The sequence below is a fragment of the Herbidospora sakaeratensis genome (assembly GCF_001570525.1).
GTDB classification, from domain to species: domain Bacteria; phylum Actinomycetota; class Actinomycetes; order Streptosporangiales; family Streptosporangiaceae; genus Herbidospora; species Herbidospora sakaeratensis.
This window is the reverse complement of the sequence record NZ_BBXC01000020.1, coordinates 15437-33553: the sequence shown is the minus strand read 5'-3', so window position 1 is coordinate 33553 and position 18117 is coordinate 15437. Positions and strand designations below refer to the sequence as shown.

The 18117-nt window shown below is 69.2% G+C and carries 16 protein-coding genes; 8 read left to right on the top strand and 8 right to left on the bottom strand.

What is annotated here, in order from left to right; genetic code table 11:
- Positions 1 to 53: 53 nt before the first annotated feature.
- Positions 54 to 2129, bottom strand: a complete 2076-nt coding sequence (locus tag AW271_RS30520) for a glycosyltransferase family protein (protein ID WP_062341066.1) — start codon at positions 2127 to 2129, stop codon at positions 54 to 56.
- Positions 2130 to 2205: 76 nt separating this feature from the next.
- Positions 2206 to 3345: a non-hydrolyzing UDP-N-acetylglucosamine 2-epimerase gene (wecB, locus tag AW271_RS30515; protein WP_062341065.1), complete on the bottom strand. Its 1140-nt coding sequence runs from the start codon at positions 3343 to 3345 to the stop codon at positions 2206 to 2208.
- Positions 3346 to 3488: 143 nt separating this feature from the next.
- Here wecB and AW271_RS30510 point away from each other — a divergent pair, with 143 nt between their 5' ends.
- The 5 genes from AW271_RS30510 to AW271_RS30490 all read left to right on the top strand — a co-directional run bounded on the left by AW271_RS30510 (position 3489) and on the right by AW271_RS30490 (position 10067).
- Positions 3489 to 5057 carry a glycosyltransferase family 4 protein gene (locus tag AW271_RS30510; RefSeq protein ID WP_245653288.1) on the top strand — a complete coding sequence of 523 codons (1569 nt, stop codon included), beginning with the start codon at positions 3489 to 3491 and terminating at the stop codon, positions 5055 to 5057.
- Between the two features lie 105 nt (positions 5058 to 5162).
- Positions 5163 to 6425, top strand: a complete 1263-nt coding sequence (locus AW271_RS30505) for a nucleotide sugar dehydrogenase (RefSeq protein ID WP_062341063.1) — start codon at positions 5163 to 5165, stop codon at positions 6423 to 6425.
- A 13-nt stretch (positions 6426 to 6438) separates the two neighbouring features.
- Positions 6439 to 7527, top strand: coding sequence for a glycosyltransferase (locus AW271_RS30500; RefSeq protein WP_174553127.1), 1089 nt, complete (start codon positions 6439 to 6441; stop codon positions 7525 to 7527).
- A gap of 81 nt (positions 7528 to 7608) precedes the next feature.
- Positions 7609 to 9384, top strand: coding sequence for a DUF4434 domain-containing protein (locus tag AW271_RS30495; RefSeq protein WP_245653287.1), 1776 nt, complete (start codon positions 7609 to 7611; stop codon positions 9382 to 9384).
- Positions 9385 to 9410: 26 nt separating this feature from the next.
- On the top strand, positions 9411 to 10067 hold the full coding sequence (locus tag AW271_RS30490) for an NUDIX hydrolase (RefSeq protein WP_062341061.1): 657 nt from the start codon (positions 9411 to 9413) through the stop codon (positions 10065 to 10067).
- On the opposite strand, the gene AW271_RS30485 is transcribed toward AW271_RS30490, so the two are convergent.
- Positions 10064 to 10453, bottom strand: a complete 390-nt coding sequence (locus AW271_RS30485; RefSeq protein ID WP_062341060.1) for a RidA family protein — start codon at positions 10451 to 10453, stop codon at positions 10064 to 10066. The two genes, AW271_RS30490 and AW271_RS30485, sit on opposite strands and share 4 nt — an antisense overlap.
- A gap of 72 nt (positions 10454 to 10525) precedes the next feature.
- Here AW271_RS30485 and AW271_RS30480 point away from each other — a divergent pair, with 72 nt between their 5' ends.
- Entirely contained in the window at positions 10526 to 11617 is a 1092-nt protein-coding gene (locus AW271_RS30480; RefSeq protein WP_157554785.1) for an acyltransferase family protein, read from the top strand.
- On the opposite strand, the gene AW271_RS30475 is transcribed toward AW271_RS30480, so the two are convergent.
- Positions 11618 to 12328: a polysaccharide deacetylase family protein gene (locus tag AW271_RS30475; protein WP_062341058.1), complete on the bottom strand. Its 711-nt coding sequence runs from the start codon at positions 12326 to 12328 to the stop codon at positions 11618 to 11620.
- A gap of 101 nt (positions 12329 to 12429) precedes the next feature.
- Here AW271_RS30475 and hisC point away from each other — a divergent pair, with 101 nt between their 5' ends.
- Positions 12430 to 13503 carry a histidinol-phosphate transaminase gene (gene hisC / locus AW271_RS30470; RefSeq protein WP_062341057.1) on the top strand — a complete coding sequence of 358 codons (1074 nt, stop codon included), beginning with the start codon at positions 12430 to 12432 and terminating at the stop codon, positions 13501 to 13503.
- Here hisC and AW271_RS30465 read toward each other — a convergent pair.
- The 3 genes from AW271_RS30465 to AW271_RS40235 all read right to left on the bottom strand — a co-directional run bounded on the left by AW271_RS30465 (position 13478) and on the right by AW271_RS40235 (position 14889).
- Positions 13478 to 14344 (bottom strand): EamA family transporter, encoded by an 867-nt coding sequence (locus AW271_RS30465; RefSeq protein WP_245653286.1) that lies wholly within the window; start codon positions 14342 to 14344, stop codon positions 13478 to 13480. The two genes, hisC and AW271_RS30465, sit on opposite strands and share 26 nt — an antisense overlap.
- Before the next feature lie 87 nt (positions 14345 to 14431).
- A complete protein-coding gene (locus tag AW271_RS30460) occupies positions 14432 to 14692 on the bottom strand; it encodes a hypothetical protein (protein ID WP_062341055.1) in 261 nt (86 codons plus the stop codon).
- Positions 14693 to 14712: 20 nt separating this feature from the next.
- A complete protein-coding gene (locus AW271_RS40235; RefSeq protein ID WP_157554783.1) occupies positions 14713 to 14889 on the bottom strand; it encodes a hypothetical protein in 177 nt (58 codons plus the stop codon).
- 318 nt (positions 14890 to 15207) lie between these two features.
- Between AW271_RS40235 and AW271_RS30455 the strand changes: the two genes are divergently transcribed.
- Entirely contained in the window at positions 15208 to 16020 is an 813-nt protein-coding gene (locus tag AW271_RS30455) for a hypothetical protein (protein WP_062341054.1), read from the top strand.
- 652 nt (positions 16021 to 16672) lie between these two features.
- Here AW271_RS30455 and AW271_RS30450 read toward each other — a convergent pair.
- Positions 16673 to 17965 carry a transcriptional regulator gene (locus tag AW271_RS30450; RefSeq protein ID WP_030456307.1) on the bottom strand — a complete coding sequence of 431 codons (1293 nt, stop codon included), beginning with the start codon at positions 17963 to 17965 and terminating at the stop codon, positions 16673 to 16675.
- Positions 17966 to 18117 lie beyond the last annotated feature (152 nt).

Sequence of the window (18117 nt, the reverse complement as noted above, 5' to 3'; positions counted from 1 at the left end):
CGCCGAACGGCGCCCCCGAAGAAGGGTGGCGCCGTTCAAGGTCGCGTACAGGATCAGATCATCACGTGCTCATCCGGGTGGGCCACGAACGAGAACACCGCGTTGCGGGTCAGTTTGTAGTCCGCCGCCTGCCACGTGTGCTGCGACGCATCCGACCCGCGCATGTAGACGAAGTTGAACCGGTCCGCCGAGTAGATGCGAACCCCTTCTTCCTTGAGTCGACGCACCAGCCGCGTGTCCTCCCCGGCGTTGACCGCCTCGAAGGCATATGTCCGCAGCAGGTCGGCGCGCGCCAGGATGGTCGCCCCCTGCACGAGGTGCGTGTACCGGTTCTCCAGCCCGGGCAGCCGGAACACCGTCGTGTTGGAGTCGGGGAAGTACGTGTAGTGCGCGCCCTTCCCCGTCAGCTCGCAGTCGGCGTAGTCGAAGACGCGCACCAGGTCCCACAGGTAGTTGGGGCCGTAGAGGTTGTCGTCGTCCATCTTGGAGATGAGCTCGCCCTCGGCCTGCGCGATGCCCAGGTTGAGGACCTCGCCCAGGGTGAAGTGGGGCGGCGCGTGCAGCACCTTCACGGCGGGGATGCCGGCCGCCAGAGCCTTGTCGCGCACCACGTCGGCGTCTTCCGACAATCCGTGCAGGACCAGGATCAGTTCCAGGTTGCGGTGCCGCTGGCGGGCGACCTGGGAGATGGCGTGTTCTAGCTGGCCGGCCCGGTTCGTCGGCAGCACCACCGAGACGCTCCGGGAGCGTTCGGAGACGGGGCGGCCGAGGTCGCCGAGGATCTGGTCGACGCGGTGGGAGAACAGGTGCTTGTCGAAGACCTCGCGCATGGCGAGGTGGCCCTGGCGGGCGCGCAGTTCGGGGCTGTTGATGTAGTACAGCGCCCGGTTGTACGCCTCCTCCTGCGAGTGCGCGATCGGGATCAGCGGGCCGAAGGTCTCCTCGATGGCCCTCGACCAGCCTGACAACACCGTGGTCCCGCAGGCGGAGAGTTCGAACACGCGCCGCGCGCACATGGTCGGTGAGTCGATCACCGAGTTCACGTTCAGGAAGACCTTGTACATCTTGTACGCCGCCAGCATCTGCTCGTAGGGCAGTTCGCCGACGATGTGGGGGCGGTACTCCTCCGGCCAGGCGTACTTGTCGGCGACGGAGGCGTTGCGGGCGAAGATGTGCAGGCCGAGCTCCCGCGTGGGGGCGATGACGGTCTCCATCTGCTCCCGGCGCTCGGGGTGCTTGTCGCGGAAGTACATGCCGCCGAAGACGACGTCGTACTTGCGGCCCCAGCGGGTCATGATCGGGTTGTGGATGCGCGGCTGGGCGGCGAACTGGAGCACGCCGACCCGGTCGTGGCCGAGGATCTCACGGTATTTCGGGATCATGTCGCCGTCGCAGGTGTACACCTGGTCGAACAGCTTGGCCGTGTCGATGAAGAAGTCGAAGTTCGGCGGGTCCTCCTTGTTCCAGAAGACCGTCGGGATGCCCTCGGAGCGGCACCATTCGACCAGGTCGCGCAGCTCCTGCTTGGGCGCGTTGGTGCCGGTCATCTGGTAGCGCCAGCGGCCCTGGTTGCCGTGCCAGGCCGACTCGCAGAAGAGGATGTCCGGTCTCTTGGCAGCGAAGATCTCGCGCCAGTCGTGCAGGCCGAACTCGATCTGGTCCCATTCGTACTTGAAGGCGAGCCGGGAGAAGTCGTCCAGGATCACCGCGACCTTGAGGTCGGGGCGGTTCTGCGCGCCCTCGGGCTCGGGCCACTTCAGGTTCGGGATCCTGACCGACGGGCCGCGCTTCTCGGCCTCGGCCTGGACGTCGAAGGCCGACGGCGGCGCCTTGGGAGCCTTGTTGCCCCGCCACGCCTTGCGCAGGTCGCCCGGCAGCTTGACGATCTTCTTGGGGTTGGATCCGGCCTTGGTGATGGCCTCGCCGACCCGGTACTGACGCCCGGTCTGGGTGGCCTTGGCCTTCCAGAGGGCGTACTCGGCGCGCGCCTCCTGGTAGGCCAGCCGGGTCTCCAGCTCGCGGATCGTCTCCTCGTAGAACTCGACGGTGCGACGGTCCTCGGGCAGCCAGTTGACCGGGCCGAGACGCTGGAATCTCGGCTCGTCGGGGGTCTCGTCGGTCTCAGACATGCCTCGTCCCTGCTCGTCGTCTCAAGGGTCGATATCGTACGGCGCAGGCCGTGGTCGTTTGGTGCGTTTGTCGGAGTTAGTCCACAGTCGAGCGGGCGGCCGGCGACAGGTTCTCGCCCTGCAGCCAGGCGGCGATCACGCGGGCGATGCGCGGACCGGCCTTGCCGTCCCACAACATCGGCAGGTCGCCCGAAGGGGTGGCCGCGCCGTCGCGCAGCGCCTTGGCGGCGGCCTCCGGCAGACCGGCGGGGGTCACCAGGCGGTTGGTCCCGTGGGTCACCGTGATCGGGCGCTCGGTGTTGAGGCGCACGGTGAGGCACGGCACCTCCAGCATCGTGGTCTCCTCCTGCACGCCGCCCGAGTCGGTCACGACCAGCGCCGCGCCGCGCACGAGCGACAGGAAGTCGACGTAACCGAGCGGGTCGACGATGCGCATCCGGGGGCCGTCGACCAGACCGGCCTCCGCCAGGCGGGTGCGGCCGCGCGGGTGCAGCGGCACGATGACCGGCACCTGCTCGGCGACGCCGAGAACCGCGTCCACGAGTTCCTTGGCGGCGGCGGGGTCGTCGACGTTGGCCGGGCGGTGCAGCGTGGCGACCGCGTAGGGGCCGCTGATCTCCAGGCGCTCCTGCACGGGGACCGGGTCGAGCTTGGGCAGCGCCGAGAACAGGCTGTCGATCATCGGGTTGCCGACCAGGTGCACCTTGGATGCGGGCACACCCTCGTTCGCCAGGTAGGACAGCGCCTCCGGCGAGGTGGCGAACAGCAGGTCGGAGAGGCTGTCGACGACGATGCGGTTGACCTCTTCGGGCATCGTGCGGTCGAACGAGCGCAGACCGGCCTCGACGTGGGCGGTGGGCACACCCAGCTTCGCGCAGACCAGGATCGCGGCGAGGGTCGAGTTGACGTCTCCGTACACGACCACGAGCGAGGGCTTCTCCCGCTCGACGACCTCTTCGAGACCCATGAGGAGGGCGGCGGTCTGCTTCGCGTGGGAGCCGCTGCCGACACCCAGATTCGCGATCGGTTCGGGCAGCCCGAGGTCGGCGAAGAACACGTCGGACATGAGGGCGTCGTAGTGCTGGCCGGTGTGCACGATGCCCTGGCGGATGCCCAGGTCGGCGAGTCCGTTGACCACGGGAGCGGCCTTCGGGAAGTTGGGCCGGGCACCCAGGACGTGCAGGACGAGGGTGTCCTGGAGACTCGATTCCCTCACTGACCTTGCCTTTCATCCATGATGGGGGCAAACGTTGCCTATGGTACGGTCACGCCGTGGTAGCTGAGGCCAACAAGCCCATTCCGGCAAAGGCCGCGAAGGCCAGTGCCCGAAGGTTCATGAAGGGGTTCGTCAGGAACCCGATGGTGACTTCCCGGATCTTCGTGGGGAAGGTCGTGCAGGACCCGCTACGGGTGGCGCACGCCGCCGCGGAGACCGTGCCGAAACCGCTTCGCCCGCTCGTGGGCAAGGTGGCGTGGCCGGTCGCGCGGGTCGCCAAGGTCACCATCCGCAAGATGTGGCGGCGGATGGCCAGGGCGCCCCTCAACGACTCCAGGGCCGTGTTCGACGCCGGGCACATGACCCAGGCCATCGACATGCTCAAGCCCCATGAGCGCTGGGTGTTCATCAAGAAGCGGCTCTCCCTGTACGAGGGCGAGCGCGGCGCGCTGCTCCCCAACCCGATCCCGCCGAAGCCCAAGGTCATCATGGGCGAGCGGGTGCCGGGCCGGGCGCTGCACATCGTGACCAACGCGCTGCCGTTCACGCAGGCCGGCTACACCGTGCGCACCCACCGCATCGTGACCGCGCAGAAGGCCGCCGGGCTCGACCCCCACGTGGTGACGAGCTGGGGCTGGCCGGCCCTCCAGGGTTTCCCCGACGTGGAGCCGTTCGAGGAGATCGACGGCATCCCCTACCGCCGCCTGCTGCCCAGCGGCGACATCCCGATGGAGACCCGCGGCCGCATCACCCGCGGCGCCGAGGACATCACCGAGCTGGTGCGCCAGCTGCGCCCGCAGGTGCTCCACGCCGCCACCGACCACCGCAACGGTTCGGTCGCGATGGCCGTACGGGAGAGAACCAACACCCCGTTCGTGTACGAGGTCCGCGGCTTCCTCGAGGAGACCTGGGCCAGCCGCGACCCCGCCCGCGTCGGCACCGAGCGCCACAAGCTCATGCGGGAGCGCGAGGCCACCATCATGAACTCGGCCGACGCCGTGGTGACCCTGGCCGAGACGATGGTCGGCGAGATCGTCGAGCGCGGCGTGCCGCGTGAGCGCATCTTCCTCGCGCCCAACGCCGTCGACGCGTCGCTGCTGACCGCCGAGTACGACGGCGGGTCGCTGCGCCGCCAGTACGGCATCGGCGACCACGAGATCGTCATCGGCTCGGTGTCGTCGATCGTGGCCTACGAGGGCTTCGCGACGATGTTGTCGGCGGCCGCGTTGCTGAAGCAGGCCGGCACCCCCGTGAAGGTGCTTCTGGTGGGCGACGGCACCGAGCGCGAGAACCTCCTCGCGCAGGTGAACAAACTCGGTATAGGTGACATCGCGATCGTGCCGGGACGCGTCGGGCCCGACGAGGCACTGCAGGCCCAGGCGGCCATCGACATCTTCATCTGCCCCCGCGAAGACCTGCGCGTATGCCGTCTGGTGACGCCGCTGAAGCCGGTCGAGGCGATGGCGCTGGGCAAGCCGGTCATCCTGAGCGACCTGCCCGCCCTCGCCGAGCTCATCGGCGACGGTGAGCCGGGCGTCCTGGTGCCCGCCGGGAACGCGCAGGCGCTGGCCAACGCCGTGGCGGAGCTGCGCGACGACCCCGAACGCCGCCGCAAGATGGGCGCGGCCGGCAAGGAGGAGGTTGCCGCGAAGCGAACGTGGAGCAGCCTTGCCAACACGTATCGGGAAATTTACGAATCACTCGCCCGCTAGAGAAATCCACCAGGGACGCCGGATGTGCAGCATCAGGCATCATTGGTGCCGACTTGAGATAGCCTTTGCGACCATGAAGTGTTCTCTCCACCCCCAGGCCATGTCGTGAGCGAGATCGATCTCACGGTCATCGGGCTGGGCTACGTCGGCATGCCGCTGGCCAAGGAGGCTGTGGCGGCAGGTCTGAAAGTCGTCGGCCTCGACGTTGACGCGCGCAAGGTGGACGCGCTCAACGAGGGACGTTCCTACATCGACGACCTGACGGACGCCGACCTCGACGACATGCTCGCGAACGGTTTCACCGCGACGCTCGACCCGACGGTGCTGGCCCGTTCCGCGGCCATCGTCATCTGCGTGCCCACCCCGCTCGACGAAGACCACCGTCCCGACCTGTCCGCCGTCGAGGGCGCCACCCGCGCCGTCGCCGAGCAGCTCACCGCCGGCACCCTCGTGGTGCTCGAGTCGACGACCTGGCCCGGCACCACCGACGAGGTGGCCCGGCCGATCCTCGAGAAGTCGGGCCTCGTCGCGGGCGCCGACTTCCACCTGGCGTTCTCGCCGGAGCGCATCGACCCCGGCAACCCGAAGTTCGGCCTGCGCAACACCCCGAAGGTGGTCGGCGGTTACACCACCGCCTGCCGCGACCGGGCGACCGAGTTCTACGCGCGGTTCGTCGAGCGGGTCGTCCCCGTCTCCGGAACGCGCGAGGCCGAGATGGCCAAGCTGCTGGAGAACACCTACCGCCACGTGAACATCGCGCTCGTCAACGAGATGGCGATCTTCTGTGACGAGCTCGGGGTGAACCTCTGGGAGTCGATCGAGGCCGCCGCGACCAAGCCGTTCGGGTTCCAGAAGTTCCTCCCCGGTCCCGGCGTCGGCGGTCACTGCATCCCCGTCGACCCGTCGTACCTGTCGTACGCCGTGCGCAAGCTGGGCTTCCCGTTCCGGTTCGTGGAGCTGGCCCAGGAGATCAACGAGCGGATGCCGTCCTACGTGGTGACCCGCGTGCAGCGGCTGTTGAACCGCGACAAGAAGGCCGTCAACGGCTCGAAGGTGCTGCTGCTCGGGGTGACCTACAAACCCGACATCGCCGACGAGCGGGAGACGCCCGCGATACCGGTCGCCGAGGCGCTCATGGAGCTCGGCGCCGTCGTCAGCTACGCCGACCCCTACGTCAAGGAGTGGTCGGTCGAGGGGAGCCCGGTGCCCCGCGAGGAAGACCTCGCGAAGGCGGTCCGGGAGGCAGACGTCACGGTGCTGCTCCAGCAGCACTCGATGTTCGACCTGGAGCTGATCGAACAGCAGGGCCGCCTGGTGCTCGACACCCGCGGCGTGCTGGCGACCGGCGAACGCGTCGAGCGGCTGTAAGGGGGCCAGGCGCGTGCACGTGCTCGTCATGACGGTGGTGCATCACCCCGAGGACGCCCGGATCCTGCACCGGCAGATCCGCGCGCTCGTGGACGCCGGTCATGAGGTCACGTACGCCGCGCCGTATTCGGCGCGCGGGGTCGTGCCCCGGTCGTGGGTGAACGGGGTCGACCTGCCCCGGGCGGCCGAGCGGCGGCGGATGACCGCCGTCCGGGCCGCGCGCAAGGTGTTCAAGAGCATGCGCGGCAAGGTCGACATGGCGCTCATCCACGACCCCGAGCTGCTGTTCGCGGTCGCCGGGGTGCGCAACCGGCCGACGGTCGTGTGGGACGTCCACGAGGACACCCCCGCGACCCTGTCGCTCAAGCCGTGGTTGCCGGCCTTCCTCCGGCCGCCGACCCGGTTCGTGGCCCGCATGCTCGAGAGCTGGGCCGAACGCAACTTCCACCTCCTGCTCGCCGAGACCGCCTACGCGGGCCGGTTCCGGCAGGCGCATCTGGTCGTGCCGAACGAGACCTGGGTGCCCGACACGGTCTCGCCGCCCGGCGACGACCGGGTGGTCTACCTGGGCTGGTTGTCCGAGGCCCGGGGCGTGCGCGAGGCCATCGAGGTCGGCCGCCTGCTGCGGCCCCACCGGGTGGTCGTCGAGCTCATCGGGTACGCCGACCCGCAGTCGCGGCGCATGCTCGCGGCGGCCGTGGAAGAGGGCGCGCTCGAATGGCGCGACTTCATGCCCAACGACGAGGCGCTCAAGCGGCTCGACGGCGCCCTGGCCGGACTGTCGCTGCTGCACGACGAGCCCAACTACCGCCATTCGATGCCCACGAAGATCGTGGAGTACATGGCCCACGGCATCCCGGTCATCACCACCCCCTCGCCCCGCGCGGTGGAGCTCATCGAGCGGTACCGCAGCGGCGTCGTGGTTCCTTGGAGCGACCCACAGGCCGTCGCGAAGGCCGTGCTCGCGCTGCGCGACAACACCGAGGAGCGCCGCAACGCCGGCGCCCGCGGCTACGCCGCCGCCCGGGGCAACCACCACTGGCCGAACTCCGCGCGTCGATTCGTCTCCCAGCTCGAAGCCTGGAACGGCGTCAAGCCGTAATCAGCCCCCGGAACGTCGATCGGATGAGGTGACGGTTTGCGCTGGCTTGCTCTGCTCCTAGGGATCGCGATCCTCGGTGGCGTGGCCACCGTGGTGATCGCCCTCCAGGAGCCCGAGACGCCACACGCCGCGCGCATCGGCAGCACCTCTCCGTCCACGCCCAGCCCGACCCCGTCCACCACCGGTTTCACCGACCCGTGTGGCACGTTCGACACGAACATGCGCACCCCCTACGCCATCACCGGCTACTGGATCATGCCGTCGGCCGACCGCTGCAACTGGCGCCGCCAGCTGGAGGAGATCCACAAGGTCGGCGGCGACACGGTGGTCCGGATCGGGTTCGGCCTGTCGCCCCGCTCGATCGACTCCGACGGCCGGATCCTGGAGGCGGAGCCCGACGACGAGGGCAAGTACAAGCCCGACGCGCGCTACGACTACTGCGTCGAAGACGGGTTAACCTGCGTCCAGGCGGCCGAACGCGACCTGAAGGCGGCCAACCCCGGCAACCGCATCTCGTGGTCGTTCGTCTTCCGCACCGACGAGCAGTACGGCGACGGCGTCTTCCGCTGCCCGCAGATGGAGAAGAAGATCGTCGTCGGCGACCGGGTGTTCTTCCGCCTGATCGCCGACGAAGACGGCTCCGACGACGCCACCTGCGACTTCACCAGCAAGGGCAAGGGCTACCACCTGATCCTGGTGTCGGCCGGCGCGACCGACAGCCTGACCGAACTGCTCGACCTGGGCGACCGGTTCGGCATCAAGGTCTTCCCGTCGCTGCCGCTGGCCCCGCGCGACCCGACCGGCGTCACCCGCGCCAACCCGCGCCACATCGGCACCCTCACCACGCTGACCCGCCGCATCCTGCAGGACTACGGCACCCGCTTCGCGGGCCGCGAGTCGCTCGGCGGCGTCTACCAGCCCTTCGAGCTCGTCATCAGAGACTGGGCCGACCCTGAGAACGTGCCAACCCTGCAGGTGTACGCCGAACAGCACCGCATCGTCGAACAGGTGCTCCCCGGCAAGCCGATCCTGGTCAGCCCCTACCTCGACGCCCGCAAGCGGGTCGACTACACCTCGACCCCCGCGCAGGTCGGCGAGGGCTTCAAGGCGCTGGCCCGCACGGGCGTCGGCATCATCGCGCCGCAGGACTCGCGCGGCACCGGCAAGGTCGGCCTGTTCTGGCCGAACTGGAAGAACCAGCCCGTGGACGAACGGCTGAAGCCGGTGGTGGGGGAGAGCACGTACAGCACCGCCTACTACGGCGCGACCCGCGACTACTACCGGGCCATGTACGAGTCCCGCCTCGAACTGCGCGACGAAGAGGACATCGACGTGCAGTTGTGGGCCAACGTCGAGGCGTTCGAACCGTCGGCGACCGAGAAGTGCGGCACGCAGGGCACCCGCGGACGCACCGACAAACCCCGCCTCGACACCGCGGTCACGCTGGTCGGGCCGTACGTGTCGAAGATCATCTCGTACATGTGGAGCGACTTCTTCACCTGCGGCAGCCCGTCGTTGTCCGAAGACCTGGCGACCGACTGGGAACGCCCGATCGCCATCCAGGCCGTCAGGGAGAAGCGCCAGATCCAGGACGGGCTGCAGATCCGCGGCTACCACCTGGAGAACGTGCGGGTGACGCTGAGCTGGACCGGCCTGGAGACCCCGCGGGTGGTCGACTCGCAGTCGGTCGGCTGGTACGACGGCCAGCCGATCACCGACTTACCATCCGCCGTCGGCCAGGTCTGGATCCCGGTCGACTGGGCGAGCGTGCCACCCGGCACGTGGGTCAGGGTCGAGGTGACCGCCGCCGACGGCCGCAAGGCCGCCGAGCCGGTCTACTACCACAACAACGATTGATCGCGACAGCGTGTAACGTGCCTGACATGGTCCCGCGCATCCCCGTCAGCGTGGATCTCGTCGTGCTGACAGTGAGGTCGAGCGCCCTGTGCGCGCTGGTGTGGCGGCGGGATCGGCCGCCCTACCCCGATCTGTGGGCGTTGTCCGGCGGCTTCATCCACCTCGACGAAGACCTCCCGGCGGCGGCGGCCCGGGTGCTGGCCGAACGGGCCGGCATGGCCGGGGCGCCGGTCCACCTGGAGCAGCTCCGGACCTACGGCTACCCCGACCGCGACCCGCGCCAGCGTGTCGTGTCGGTCGCCTACCTGGGGCTGGCCCCCGACCTGCCGGCCTCGACCGAGGCCCACATGAGCTGGCAGCCGCTGAGCGAGCTGACCGAGATGGCCTTCGACCACCGCCGCATCATGATCGACGGCCTGGAGCGGGCCCGCTCGAAGCTGGAGTACACCTCGCTCGGCGCCGCCTTCTGCCCGACCGAGTTCACCGTCGCCGAACTGCGCCGGGTGTACGAGATCGTCTGGGGCCGCCCGCTCGACCCCCGCAACTTCCACCGCAAGGTGACCAAGACCGAGGGCTTCCTGGTGCCCTCGGGCCGGACGACCACCCGCGACGGCGGCCGCCCGGCGATGCTCTACCGGAGGGGACCGGCCGAGGCGCTGCACCCTCCCATGTTGCGGATCTAGGCTGCGGCGACGATCTCCAGCTCGACCAGCCAGGCCGGGTCGAGGGTCTGCACGACGATCGCCGTGGTCGGCACCGGCCGCCCGCCGAGGGCCTCCACCCGCGCGGCGGCGTTGGCCCCGGTGTAGGCGACGTCGCGCAGGTAGCTGGTGACCCTGACGACGTTGTCGACGGTCATGCCGGCCTCGGCCAGGATGGCGCGCAGGTTCGCCCAGATCAGGGCGAGTTGTTCTTCGACGCTGTCGGCGGGCGTGCCGTCGGGGTCGAGGCCCATGGTGCCCGAGACGTACAGGAACCGGGACGGGTCACGCACCTCGACGGCGTGGACGTAGGCGCTCCCGGAGGGGGGATAGACGCCCTCGGCCGGATTACGCACGATCATCTCCATGACGATGATTCTCGGTGCCTCTGGCGTGATTGGGGCCACTGTTACCGGGGTGATTGAGGATATTCTCCCCCTGTGCTGATATCGGAGCCGCGCACTGTGCCGGCGGCGGCCGCCGTTGACCCACCCTTCGTCCAGCCCCGCTTACGGGTGCTCGACCTGCTGCGATTCGTCGCGGCCATGGCGGTGGTGCTGTTCCACTTCGGGGAGACGCGCGCCTGGGGGACGGTCAACGCGTTCCCGGCGTTGAGCGGCGTGACGATGTTCGGCTCCTACGGAGTCCGGCTGTTCTTCATGATCAGCGGCTTCGTGATCCTGATGAGCGCCTGGGGGCGCACCCCCGGCGAGTTCATGGTCTCCCGGATCGCACGCTTGTATCCGGCCTACTGGGCCAGCGTGATCATCCTGGGCGGCCTGGCGCTGCTCGGGTTCATCACCGACCACCGGCCCACCCTGAGCGAACTGCTCGCCAACCTGACGATGTTCCAGCACGGCCTGCGCATCCGCGACCTGGAGATCGTCTACTGGACGCTCTGGCACGAACTCGTCTTCTACGTGATGATCGCCTGCTTCGCGGTGGTCGGGATCACGTACCGGAGGGTTCTCGGCTTCATGGGCGGCTGGATCTTCCTGCTCGCGCTGGCCGAGCGGCTCGACATCTCGTTGCTGAAGGTCGGCCTGGCCCAGTTCGGGGCGCCCTACTTCATCGCGGGCATGTCCCTCTACCTCATCTACCGGTTCGGCAACTCGCTGCTGCCGTGGTTGTTCGTCGGCCTGGCCTACGCCTTCGGGCTGGTGCAGCTGCTCGGCGAGGGGCCGTCGGCGATCGAGCGGTTCGGCGAGCCGCTGGGCACCGCGCTCGTCGTCGGCGTGATCTCGCTGATGTTCCTGGTGATGATCCTGGTCGCGCTCGGGCGGCTCGACGGGATCGACTGGCGCGGGCTGACGCTGCTGGGCGCGCTGACCTACCCGCTCTACCTGTTCCACCACCACGTCGGATTCCTGCTGATCCAGTGGCTCAACCCGGTGCTCGGCCACCGGGTCACGCTGCCGGTGGTCATCGGGATCGTGCTGGTCGTGGCGTGGGCGGTCTACCGGTTCGTCGAGGCGCCCGCCCAGCCACGGTTGAAGGCCGCGCTGTCGCGCTCGCTCAAGATCGCCGACTAGCTACTTCTTCTTGGCAGGCTTCGGCCAGGCCTCGCCCGGCTTCAGTTCGCGGTCGCCGAGCAGCGTGGAGACGGTGACGAGCTTGTAGCCCTTCTTCGTCAGGGTGTCGACCACGGTCTCCATGGCCTTGACGGTCTCCGGCACGATGTCGTGCAGCAGGATGACGGCGTTGGGCTTGGCGAACGTGAGTGTGCGCTCCTTGATGACCTTGGTGTTGCGGGCCTGCCAGTCGAGGGTGGAGCCCGTCCACAGGATCTGCGGCAGCCCGAGGGTCTCCATCAGGGAGCCGACCCGGGAGTTGGTCGCGCCGTTCGGGGGGCGCATGAACGTCGGCGTGATGCCGACGGCCTCCTTGATGACGTCCTGGGTGCCGGTGATCTCGGAGACGATCTCCTCGTCGGAGAGCTTAGTCAGGTCGGGGTGGTCCCAGGTGTGGTTGCCGATCTCGTGGCCCTCGTCGACCATGCGCCTCATCATGTCGACGCGGCTGCCGACCTTCCGGCCCAGCACGAAGAAGGTGGCCTTGGCCTTGTGCTTCTTGAGCGTGTCGAGCAGGGCGGGGGTGTAGGGCCAGGGCCCGTCGTCGAAGGTGAGCGCTATGCACTTGTGGCGCTCGCAGTAGGGCTTGGGCTTCGCGTTCGCCGGTGCGGCCGGGGCGAGCAGGGACGTGGTTAAGGCGAGGGCGAGTGCCCCCCGGACGATCACGCGCATGGTGCCGAATCCTAAGGGGTGTTCCTGGGACGACTCTGAGATCGGCACGAATGACCTCAAGTAGGGTGTGGGCACATCGCCGCAACGGAGGGGTGGAATCAATGCCGCAGTTCAGGGCCGTGCTCGACACCATGACGGCCTACGCGCCGGGCAAGGCGGTGGTGTCGGCCGACGGGCGGTCGTACAAACTGTCGTCGAACGAGTCCCCCGAGCCGCCGCTCCCCAGCGTCGTCGCCGCCATCGCCGAGGCCGCCGCGAATGTGCACCGTTACCCCGACCCGGCGGCGGTCCGGCTGACCGAGGCGCTCGCGGCCCGTTACGGCGTGCCGCCCGAGCACGTCGCGCTCGGCGCGGGCTCGGTCACCGTCGCCCAGCAGCTCTTCGAGACGGTCGGCGACCCCGGCGCCGAGGTGATCTACGCCTGGCGTTCGTTCGAGGCCTACCCGCTGCTCGCCGACCTGTCGGGCGTCGTCTCCGTGCGGGTCCCGCTCGCCGGCGAGACCCACGACCTCGACGCGATGCGCGCCGCGATCACGCCCGCCACCCGCATGATCCTGGTCTGCAACCCCAACAACCCGACGGGCACCGCCAACCGCGCGGCCGAGCTCACCGCGTTCCTCGACGCGGTCCCGTCGGACGTGCTCGTCATCCTCGACGAGGCCTACCGCGAATACGTGCGCGACGAGGCGATCCCCGACGGCCTGACCATCTACCGCGACCGCCCCAACGTGGCCGTGCTGCGCACCTTCTCCAAGGCGTACGGCCTGGCCGGCCTGCGCGTCGGCTACCTGATCGGCCCCGAGCCGATCGCCGCGGCGGTCCGCAAGACGATGGTCCCCTTCGCCGTCAACCACCTCGCCCAGGCCGCCGCCGTCGCGTCGCTGGCCGCCGAGGAGGAGTTGCTGGAGCGCGTCGAGCGGGTCGTCGCCGAGCGCACCCGCGTCCGCGAGGCGCTGATCACCCAGGGGTGGACGGTCCCCGAGTCGCAGGCCAACTTCGTCTGGCTCCGCCTGGGCGAGCACACCCCCGCGTTCGCCGCCGCGTGCGCCGCTGAGGGGGTCGCTGTGCGGCCTTTCGGCACGGAGGGTGCCCGTGTGTCCATTGGTGACCGTGAGGCCAATGACGTCTTCCTGAGGGCCGCGCAGGCGTTCAGGACACACGTCTCCGCTCGGTAGAGACGACCAGCGCGACCCCGGCGACGATGACGAGACCGGCGGCCACCATCGTGGCCGTCACGGTCTCGCCCAGGATGATCATCCCCAGGGCGACCGCGACGACGGGGTTCACGTAGGCGTAGGTCGAGACGAGCGAGATCGGCGCGTTGCCGAGCAGCCACACGTACGACGTGAACCCCACCAGCGACCCCACGAGGATCAGGTAGGCCAGCGCCGCCCACGACGCCCCCGACACCTCCGACCACACGAGGCGCTCCCCGGCCAGCCCGCTGCACGCCAGCAACCCGGCCCCGCCGACGACCATCTCCACCGTCGAGGCGGCGAAGGGGTTCTTCGGCATCGGCGCCCGCCCCGACATGAACGACCCCACGGCCCACGAGAACGAGGCCACCAGGATCACCACCACCCCGACCGTGCCCCCCGACATCCCGCCGGTCAGCGAGATCCCGGCCACGCCGAGGAACCCGACGAGCACCCCGGTCAGCGTCAGGACGTGAGGCCGGTCGCGGAAGACCGTGCGCATGATGACGAGCCAGAGCGGCGTCGAGGCGACCAGCAGCGCGGCGAGCCCGGTGGAGATGTGCTGCTCGGCCACGGCGACCATGCCGTTTCCGCCCGTGAGCAGCAGCAGCCCGACCGCGGCCGCGTCGAGGAACTCCCGGCGAGTCATCCGGAACGCGCCGGGCCCGGTCTTGACCAGCAGGAACGCGCCGAGGATCGCGGCGGCCACGATGAACCGGAGTGCGCCGGAGACGAAGGGCGGCATGGTCTCGATGACGATCCCGATGCCGAGATAGGTCGATCCCCAGACGATGTAGACGGTCGTCAGGAGGACCCACACGCGAATGTCACGACCGTCCCGCTGCATGACTCCTGACAATAGCCAAACGAGGGCAAAGCCCTCCAGGGCGGGGCCCGAAATCGGGCATCAGCCGTACAAGGCCGGATCAAGCACCTCGATGTCGGTGATCGCGGTACCGGTCGGGTCGAGACTGAGCCCGATGACCTCCGTCCCGGCCAGCAGCAGCGGCAACGACCGGGGGCTCGCCGACCCCGGCGGCGAGGTCAGCAGGTTCCGGCAGCCCGGCGAGCACGCGCAGACCCCGAAATAGGGAAGCGCGTCGACGGTCCCCGCGAGGGGGTCGACGCCGAGCAGGTCGACGATCGTGGCCGTGAGCCGGGGATGCACCTCCCTCAACCTGAGCCGGCTCACCGGAGGTACTCCAGGACCAGCAGGCACAACGTGGCCGCCCCGAGATAGGCGCCTCCCGACGTCATGAGCGCGGTCGGCGCGGTCTTTCCCGACCGCAGACTGACGATGTAGCAGATCAGCGCGATGACGGCGGAAACGAGAGCCGCGATGATCAAAGAAACGACGGGCGACATTTCCTGACTTTCTTTCCGATAGCGCATAGTGGGTGACCACAGACAGATATCAGCGCCCGCCGCCGGAGACCTGAAGATCATCTGTTCCTGTACGTCTTTCCGCAGGTCTGGACGCCTGTGGACGACTCTGGACGTAACCGGATGACATGGTTAATCTTCGCGCTCACGACGTTTTGGAAATATGGGGCGTAGCCCCCGCGAACCCACTAATCTCGCCACCAACACCGGTCACGCCGGTGATCTTCCAACGGGGTTCTCGGCCTTTCTGGCCCACGCGCGGTCGCGCTGTCTTGACTGTTTGAGAAACGGAACTCGCTCATGGCTGATGCACGCGGGGAGCGGATCGACTGCGCTGTCCTCCTGGCCAAGCTCGACGGCCTGTACCGCAAGGCGGGCCGGCCCACCTACGGCCGGATGGTGGAGCTGGCGGAGACCATGATCAGGGCGGACACCGGAGAGGAGTGGCGCGCGCTCTCCACCTCGCACCTGTCCAACATCATGAAGGGCAGGTTCACCCGGCTGCCGGGCTGGCCCCTCATCCGCACCATCGTCACGGTCCTCTACAAGTTCGGCACGATGAACGGCCGCATGGCCGCCTCACCCCAGGCGATCAGCGCGCTGACCCAGGAGTTCGCCGAGGTGTGGGACGCCGTCGAGACCCGCGACGTCCCGGCCAGGTCGGTCCCGCTGATGCCCTACGTCCCCGGCGACATCCTCGAACAGGCCCCGAAGGAGGTCCGCCTGGTCCCCGTGAAGTCGACCGCCTTCCGCATGCCGATCGCGTGGGGCCGCATCGGCGCCGCCATCCTCCGCCGCGCCGGCCAGGGCGACGCCGCCGCGGCGTACCAGGCGGCCGTCCTGCTGGCCTGCGAGGCCACCCGGGAGGAGGTGACGCCGGCTTACCGCCGCCTGCTCCTGGAAGCGGCGGCCGAATGGCAGCAGGAGGCCACCGGCACGATCGCCGAGGCGATGACCCTGCGCTTACACGGCCCCGCCCTGCTCCGAGCCGCCGGAGACCTGGCCTTCCGCCGCCCCCACCCGGCCAAGCGCAACGTCATCTTCATCCAGGCCTTCCTCCACGCGGAGGCCGCCACCCAGAAGGCGGCCCTCACCGCCGACCAGAGCCACTGACGCGCGACACGGCCGCCCACATGGCCGCGGGAAAGCCCGACGTGGCTTCGGGCCCAAAGCCGCCTGTCCCGTAGGGCGCGAACCGGGGCCGCGACCTCCGAGCGGATGTTGCGCGGCTGGGTGACGGCGGTTTCGTGGGTGAGGGCCGCAGCTTGCCGGGCCCTGTTGCGAGCCGGTGCTCAAACCCTCGGGCTGGTCGTAGTGCCGGGCCTTGTTGCGAGCCGGTGCTCAAGCCCTCGGGCTGGTCGTAGTGCGGGTAGTGGCGCCGCACTCTGCCCGGATCTCGCCCCGCGCGGTGGGCCGGGCCCGCCCACCCGGGTGATGGTGATCGTCTCTTCCACGACCGACGGTTTCCCCGGCGACGACCCGCCCTGTGGAAAACCCGGGCGCTTCTGAGCCTCTGCCCGGCTTTCGCGGTGCCAGAGCCACCGCCCATAAACGCGGCCTTCGCGGCGGGGCCCATGGTCGTACACGGCATGGAATTTCATGGCTTTCATCGAATTTGCGCAATATTGCGCAACTCCAGCCCCGCCCGCCCCGCACTTTCTCGAATCCGGTGAAGTGAATTCCACATCCGGATTTATCCGGATCTATCCGTACACAAAAAGAGTGCCCGGCACCCCGTAAAGGGATGCCGGGCACTCCTGCGTTCTCAGCGGTTCAGCTTCTCCACGATCAGCCGGTAGAGCTGCCGTGGCCGCCCCGGTTGGGGTGTCCGGTTGGGCGGGAGCGGCCACGCGAGTCCCTCGTCGACCAGCGTGCGCAGCAGTCTCCGCGCCGTTCTCGGTGTCACCCCCAGCATCTTGCCCGCGCCCTCGGCGTCGACGACGGTGTCGCCGCCTTCGAGCTTGGCCGCCAGTCTGGCCAGCACCTCGACGCCCTTGGGCTTGGCGGGGCCCGCCGACTGCGGGGGCATCCGGGGCGGGGGCACCAGCGTGCGTCCCTCCCGGTCGACCGCGAAGCCCTGGGCCTGCTTGCCGGCCTGTGTGCGGGCCAGCGCCGCCCGTGCGTGCGTCTCCGCGTCGTGGGTGGTGCGGCCCATGCCGACGCCCACTTCGACCGCCAGGCCCAGCTCGTCGCGGATCCTCGCCGCGAAGGGCAGCACCCGGAAGCCGTCGGTCGCTCCCGCGATCGAGCCCCGTGTGGCGACCACCAGGTAGCTGTGGTCGTCGATCGGCCACACGCTGGCGTTGATGCGGTTGGCCTCCTGCACCAGCAGGCGGTGCAGGGAGAGCCGCAGCTCGTCGCGCCAGTAGCGCGGCGCCGCGCGCCTTATGGGCTCCCGCAGCGTCGGCACCTCGACGAGGATCACCGTCAGCTGGGATTCTTCCAGCCGGTGGTGCGCCCCGAGCAGGGCCGCCGTGTGGAGAGCGGTGCGGACCGCCGCCGAGGTGGGCCGGATGCGGACCGTGGGGATGCCCGCGGCCGTTAATCGGTCGGCCACGCCCGGAATGCAGGTCAGCGCGCCCGTCGTGGCGCCCTGGCGGACCAGCCGCTCGTGATAGGCCGCGATCGTGCCGGTCGCTCCCGGCTCGTCGCGGCTGTGTACCTCTGCCGTGGATATGCCCAGGTCCGCGAACGCCTCGTCGACCTCGCCCCGGCTCAGCACGTCGACGCTGACCCTTCTGGGGTCGATGCGATCGTCGAGGGCCGCCCGTGCGATCGCGGCCGTCAGGGCCGCGCCGCCCAGTTGGACGTGGGTCGCCGGCATCGTCAGCACCCCGGCCCGTCGTGCCAGCTCGTATGGAATCGGGCTGGCGAAGAGGCAGGCGTCGACGCCGCCCAGCCGGGTGACCTTGTCGGATGCCTCCTGCTCGTCCCGGTACGCGGCCGCCACGAGGCGGCACGGCACCGGAGCGGCGGCGTGTCCCATGAGCATGACCCGCTCGACGAGGTCATGGGGCCCCACCACACCGATGGTGAGGTCCGGCGTTCCAGCGCCCATTCCGCCCCCCACGCGGCCGCGCGGTGAGTCTTCAGTGCGCTCGACCAATGTTCGTCCCATCCCGCGCGCCTTCTCGATTGACTTCTCTTTGGAACGATCGCTCCCGGAGGCCGTAATGTCACGCCCGGATTTTCCGGAATACCGTTCTGAGA

Bases quoted from the DNA above. Each gene is read 5' to 3' on its own strand.
- AW271_RS30510 (WP_245653288.1), top strand. From the start codon at position 3,489: ATGGTGACTTCCCGGATCTTCGTGGGGAAGGTCGTGCAGGACCCGCTA.
- AW271_RS30520 (WP_062341066.1), bottom strand. From the start codon at position 2,129: ATGTCTGAGACCGACGAGACCCCCGACGAGCCGAGATTCCAGCGTCTC.
- AW271_RS30450 (WP_030456307.1), bottom strand. From the start codon at position 17,965: ATGGGCGCTGGAACGCCGGACCTCACCATCGGTGTGGTGGGGCCCCAT.
- AW271_RS40235 (WP_157554783.1), bottom strand. From the start codon at position 14,889: ATGTCGCCCGTCGTTTCTTTGATCATCGCGGCTCTCGTTTCCGCCGTC.
- AW271_RS30455 (WP_062341054.1), top strand. From the start codon at position 15,208: ATGGCTGATGCACGCGGGGAGCGGATCGACTGCGCTGTCCTCCTGGCC.
- AW271_RS30490 (WP_062341061.1), top strand. From the start codon at position 9,411: ATGGTCCCGCGCATCCCCGTCAGCGTGGATCTCGTCGTGCTGACAGTG.
- AW271_RS30475 (WP_062341058.1), bottom strand. From the start codon at position 12,328: ATGCGCGTGATCGTCCGGGGGGCACTCGCCCTCGCCTTAACCACGTCC.
- hisC (WP_062341057.1), top strand. From the start codon at position 12,430: ATGCCGCAGTTCAGGGCCGTGCTCGACACCATGACGGCCTACGCGCCG.
- AW271_RS30485 (WP_062341060.1), bottom strand. From the start codon at position 10,453: ATGGAGATGATCGTGCGTAATCCGGCCGAGGGCGTCTATCCCCCCTCC.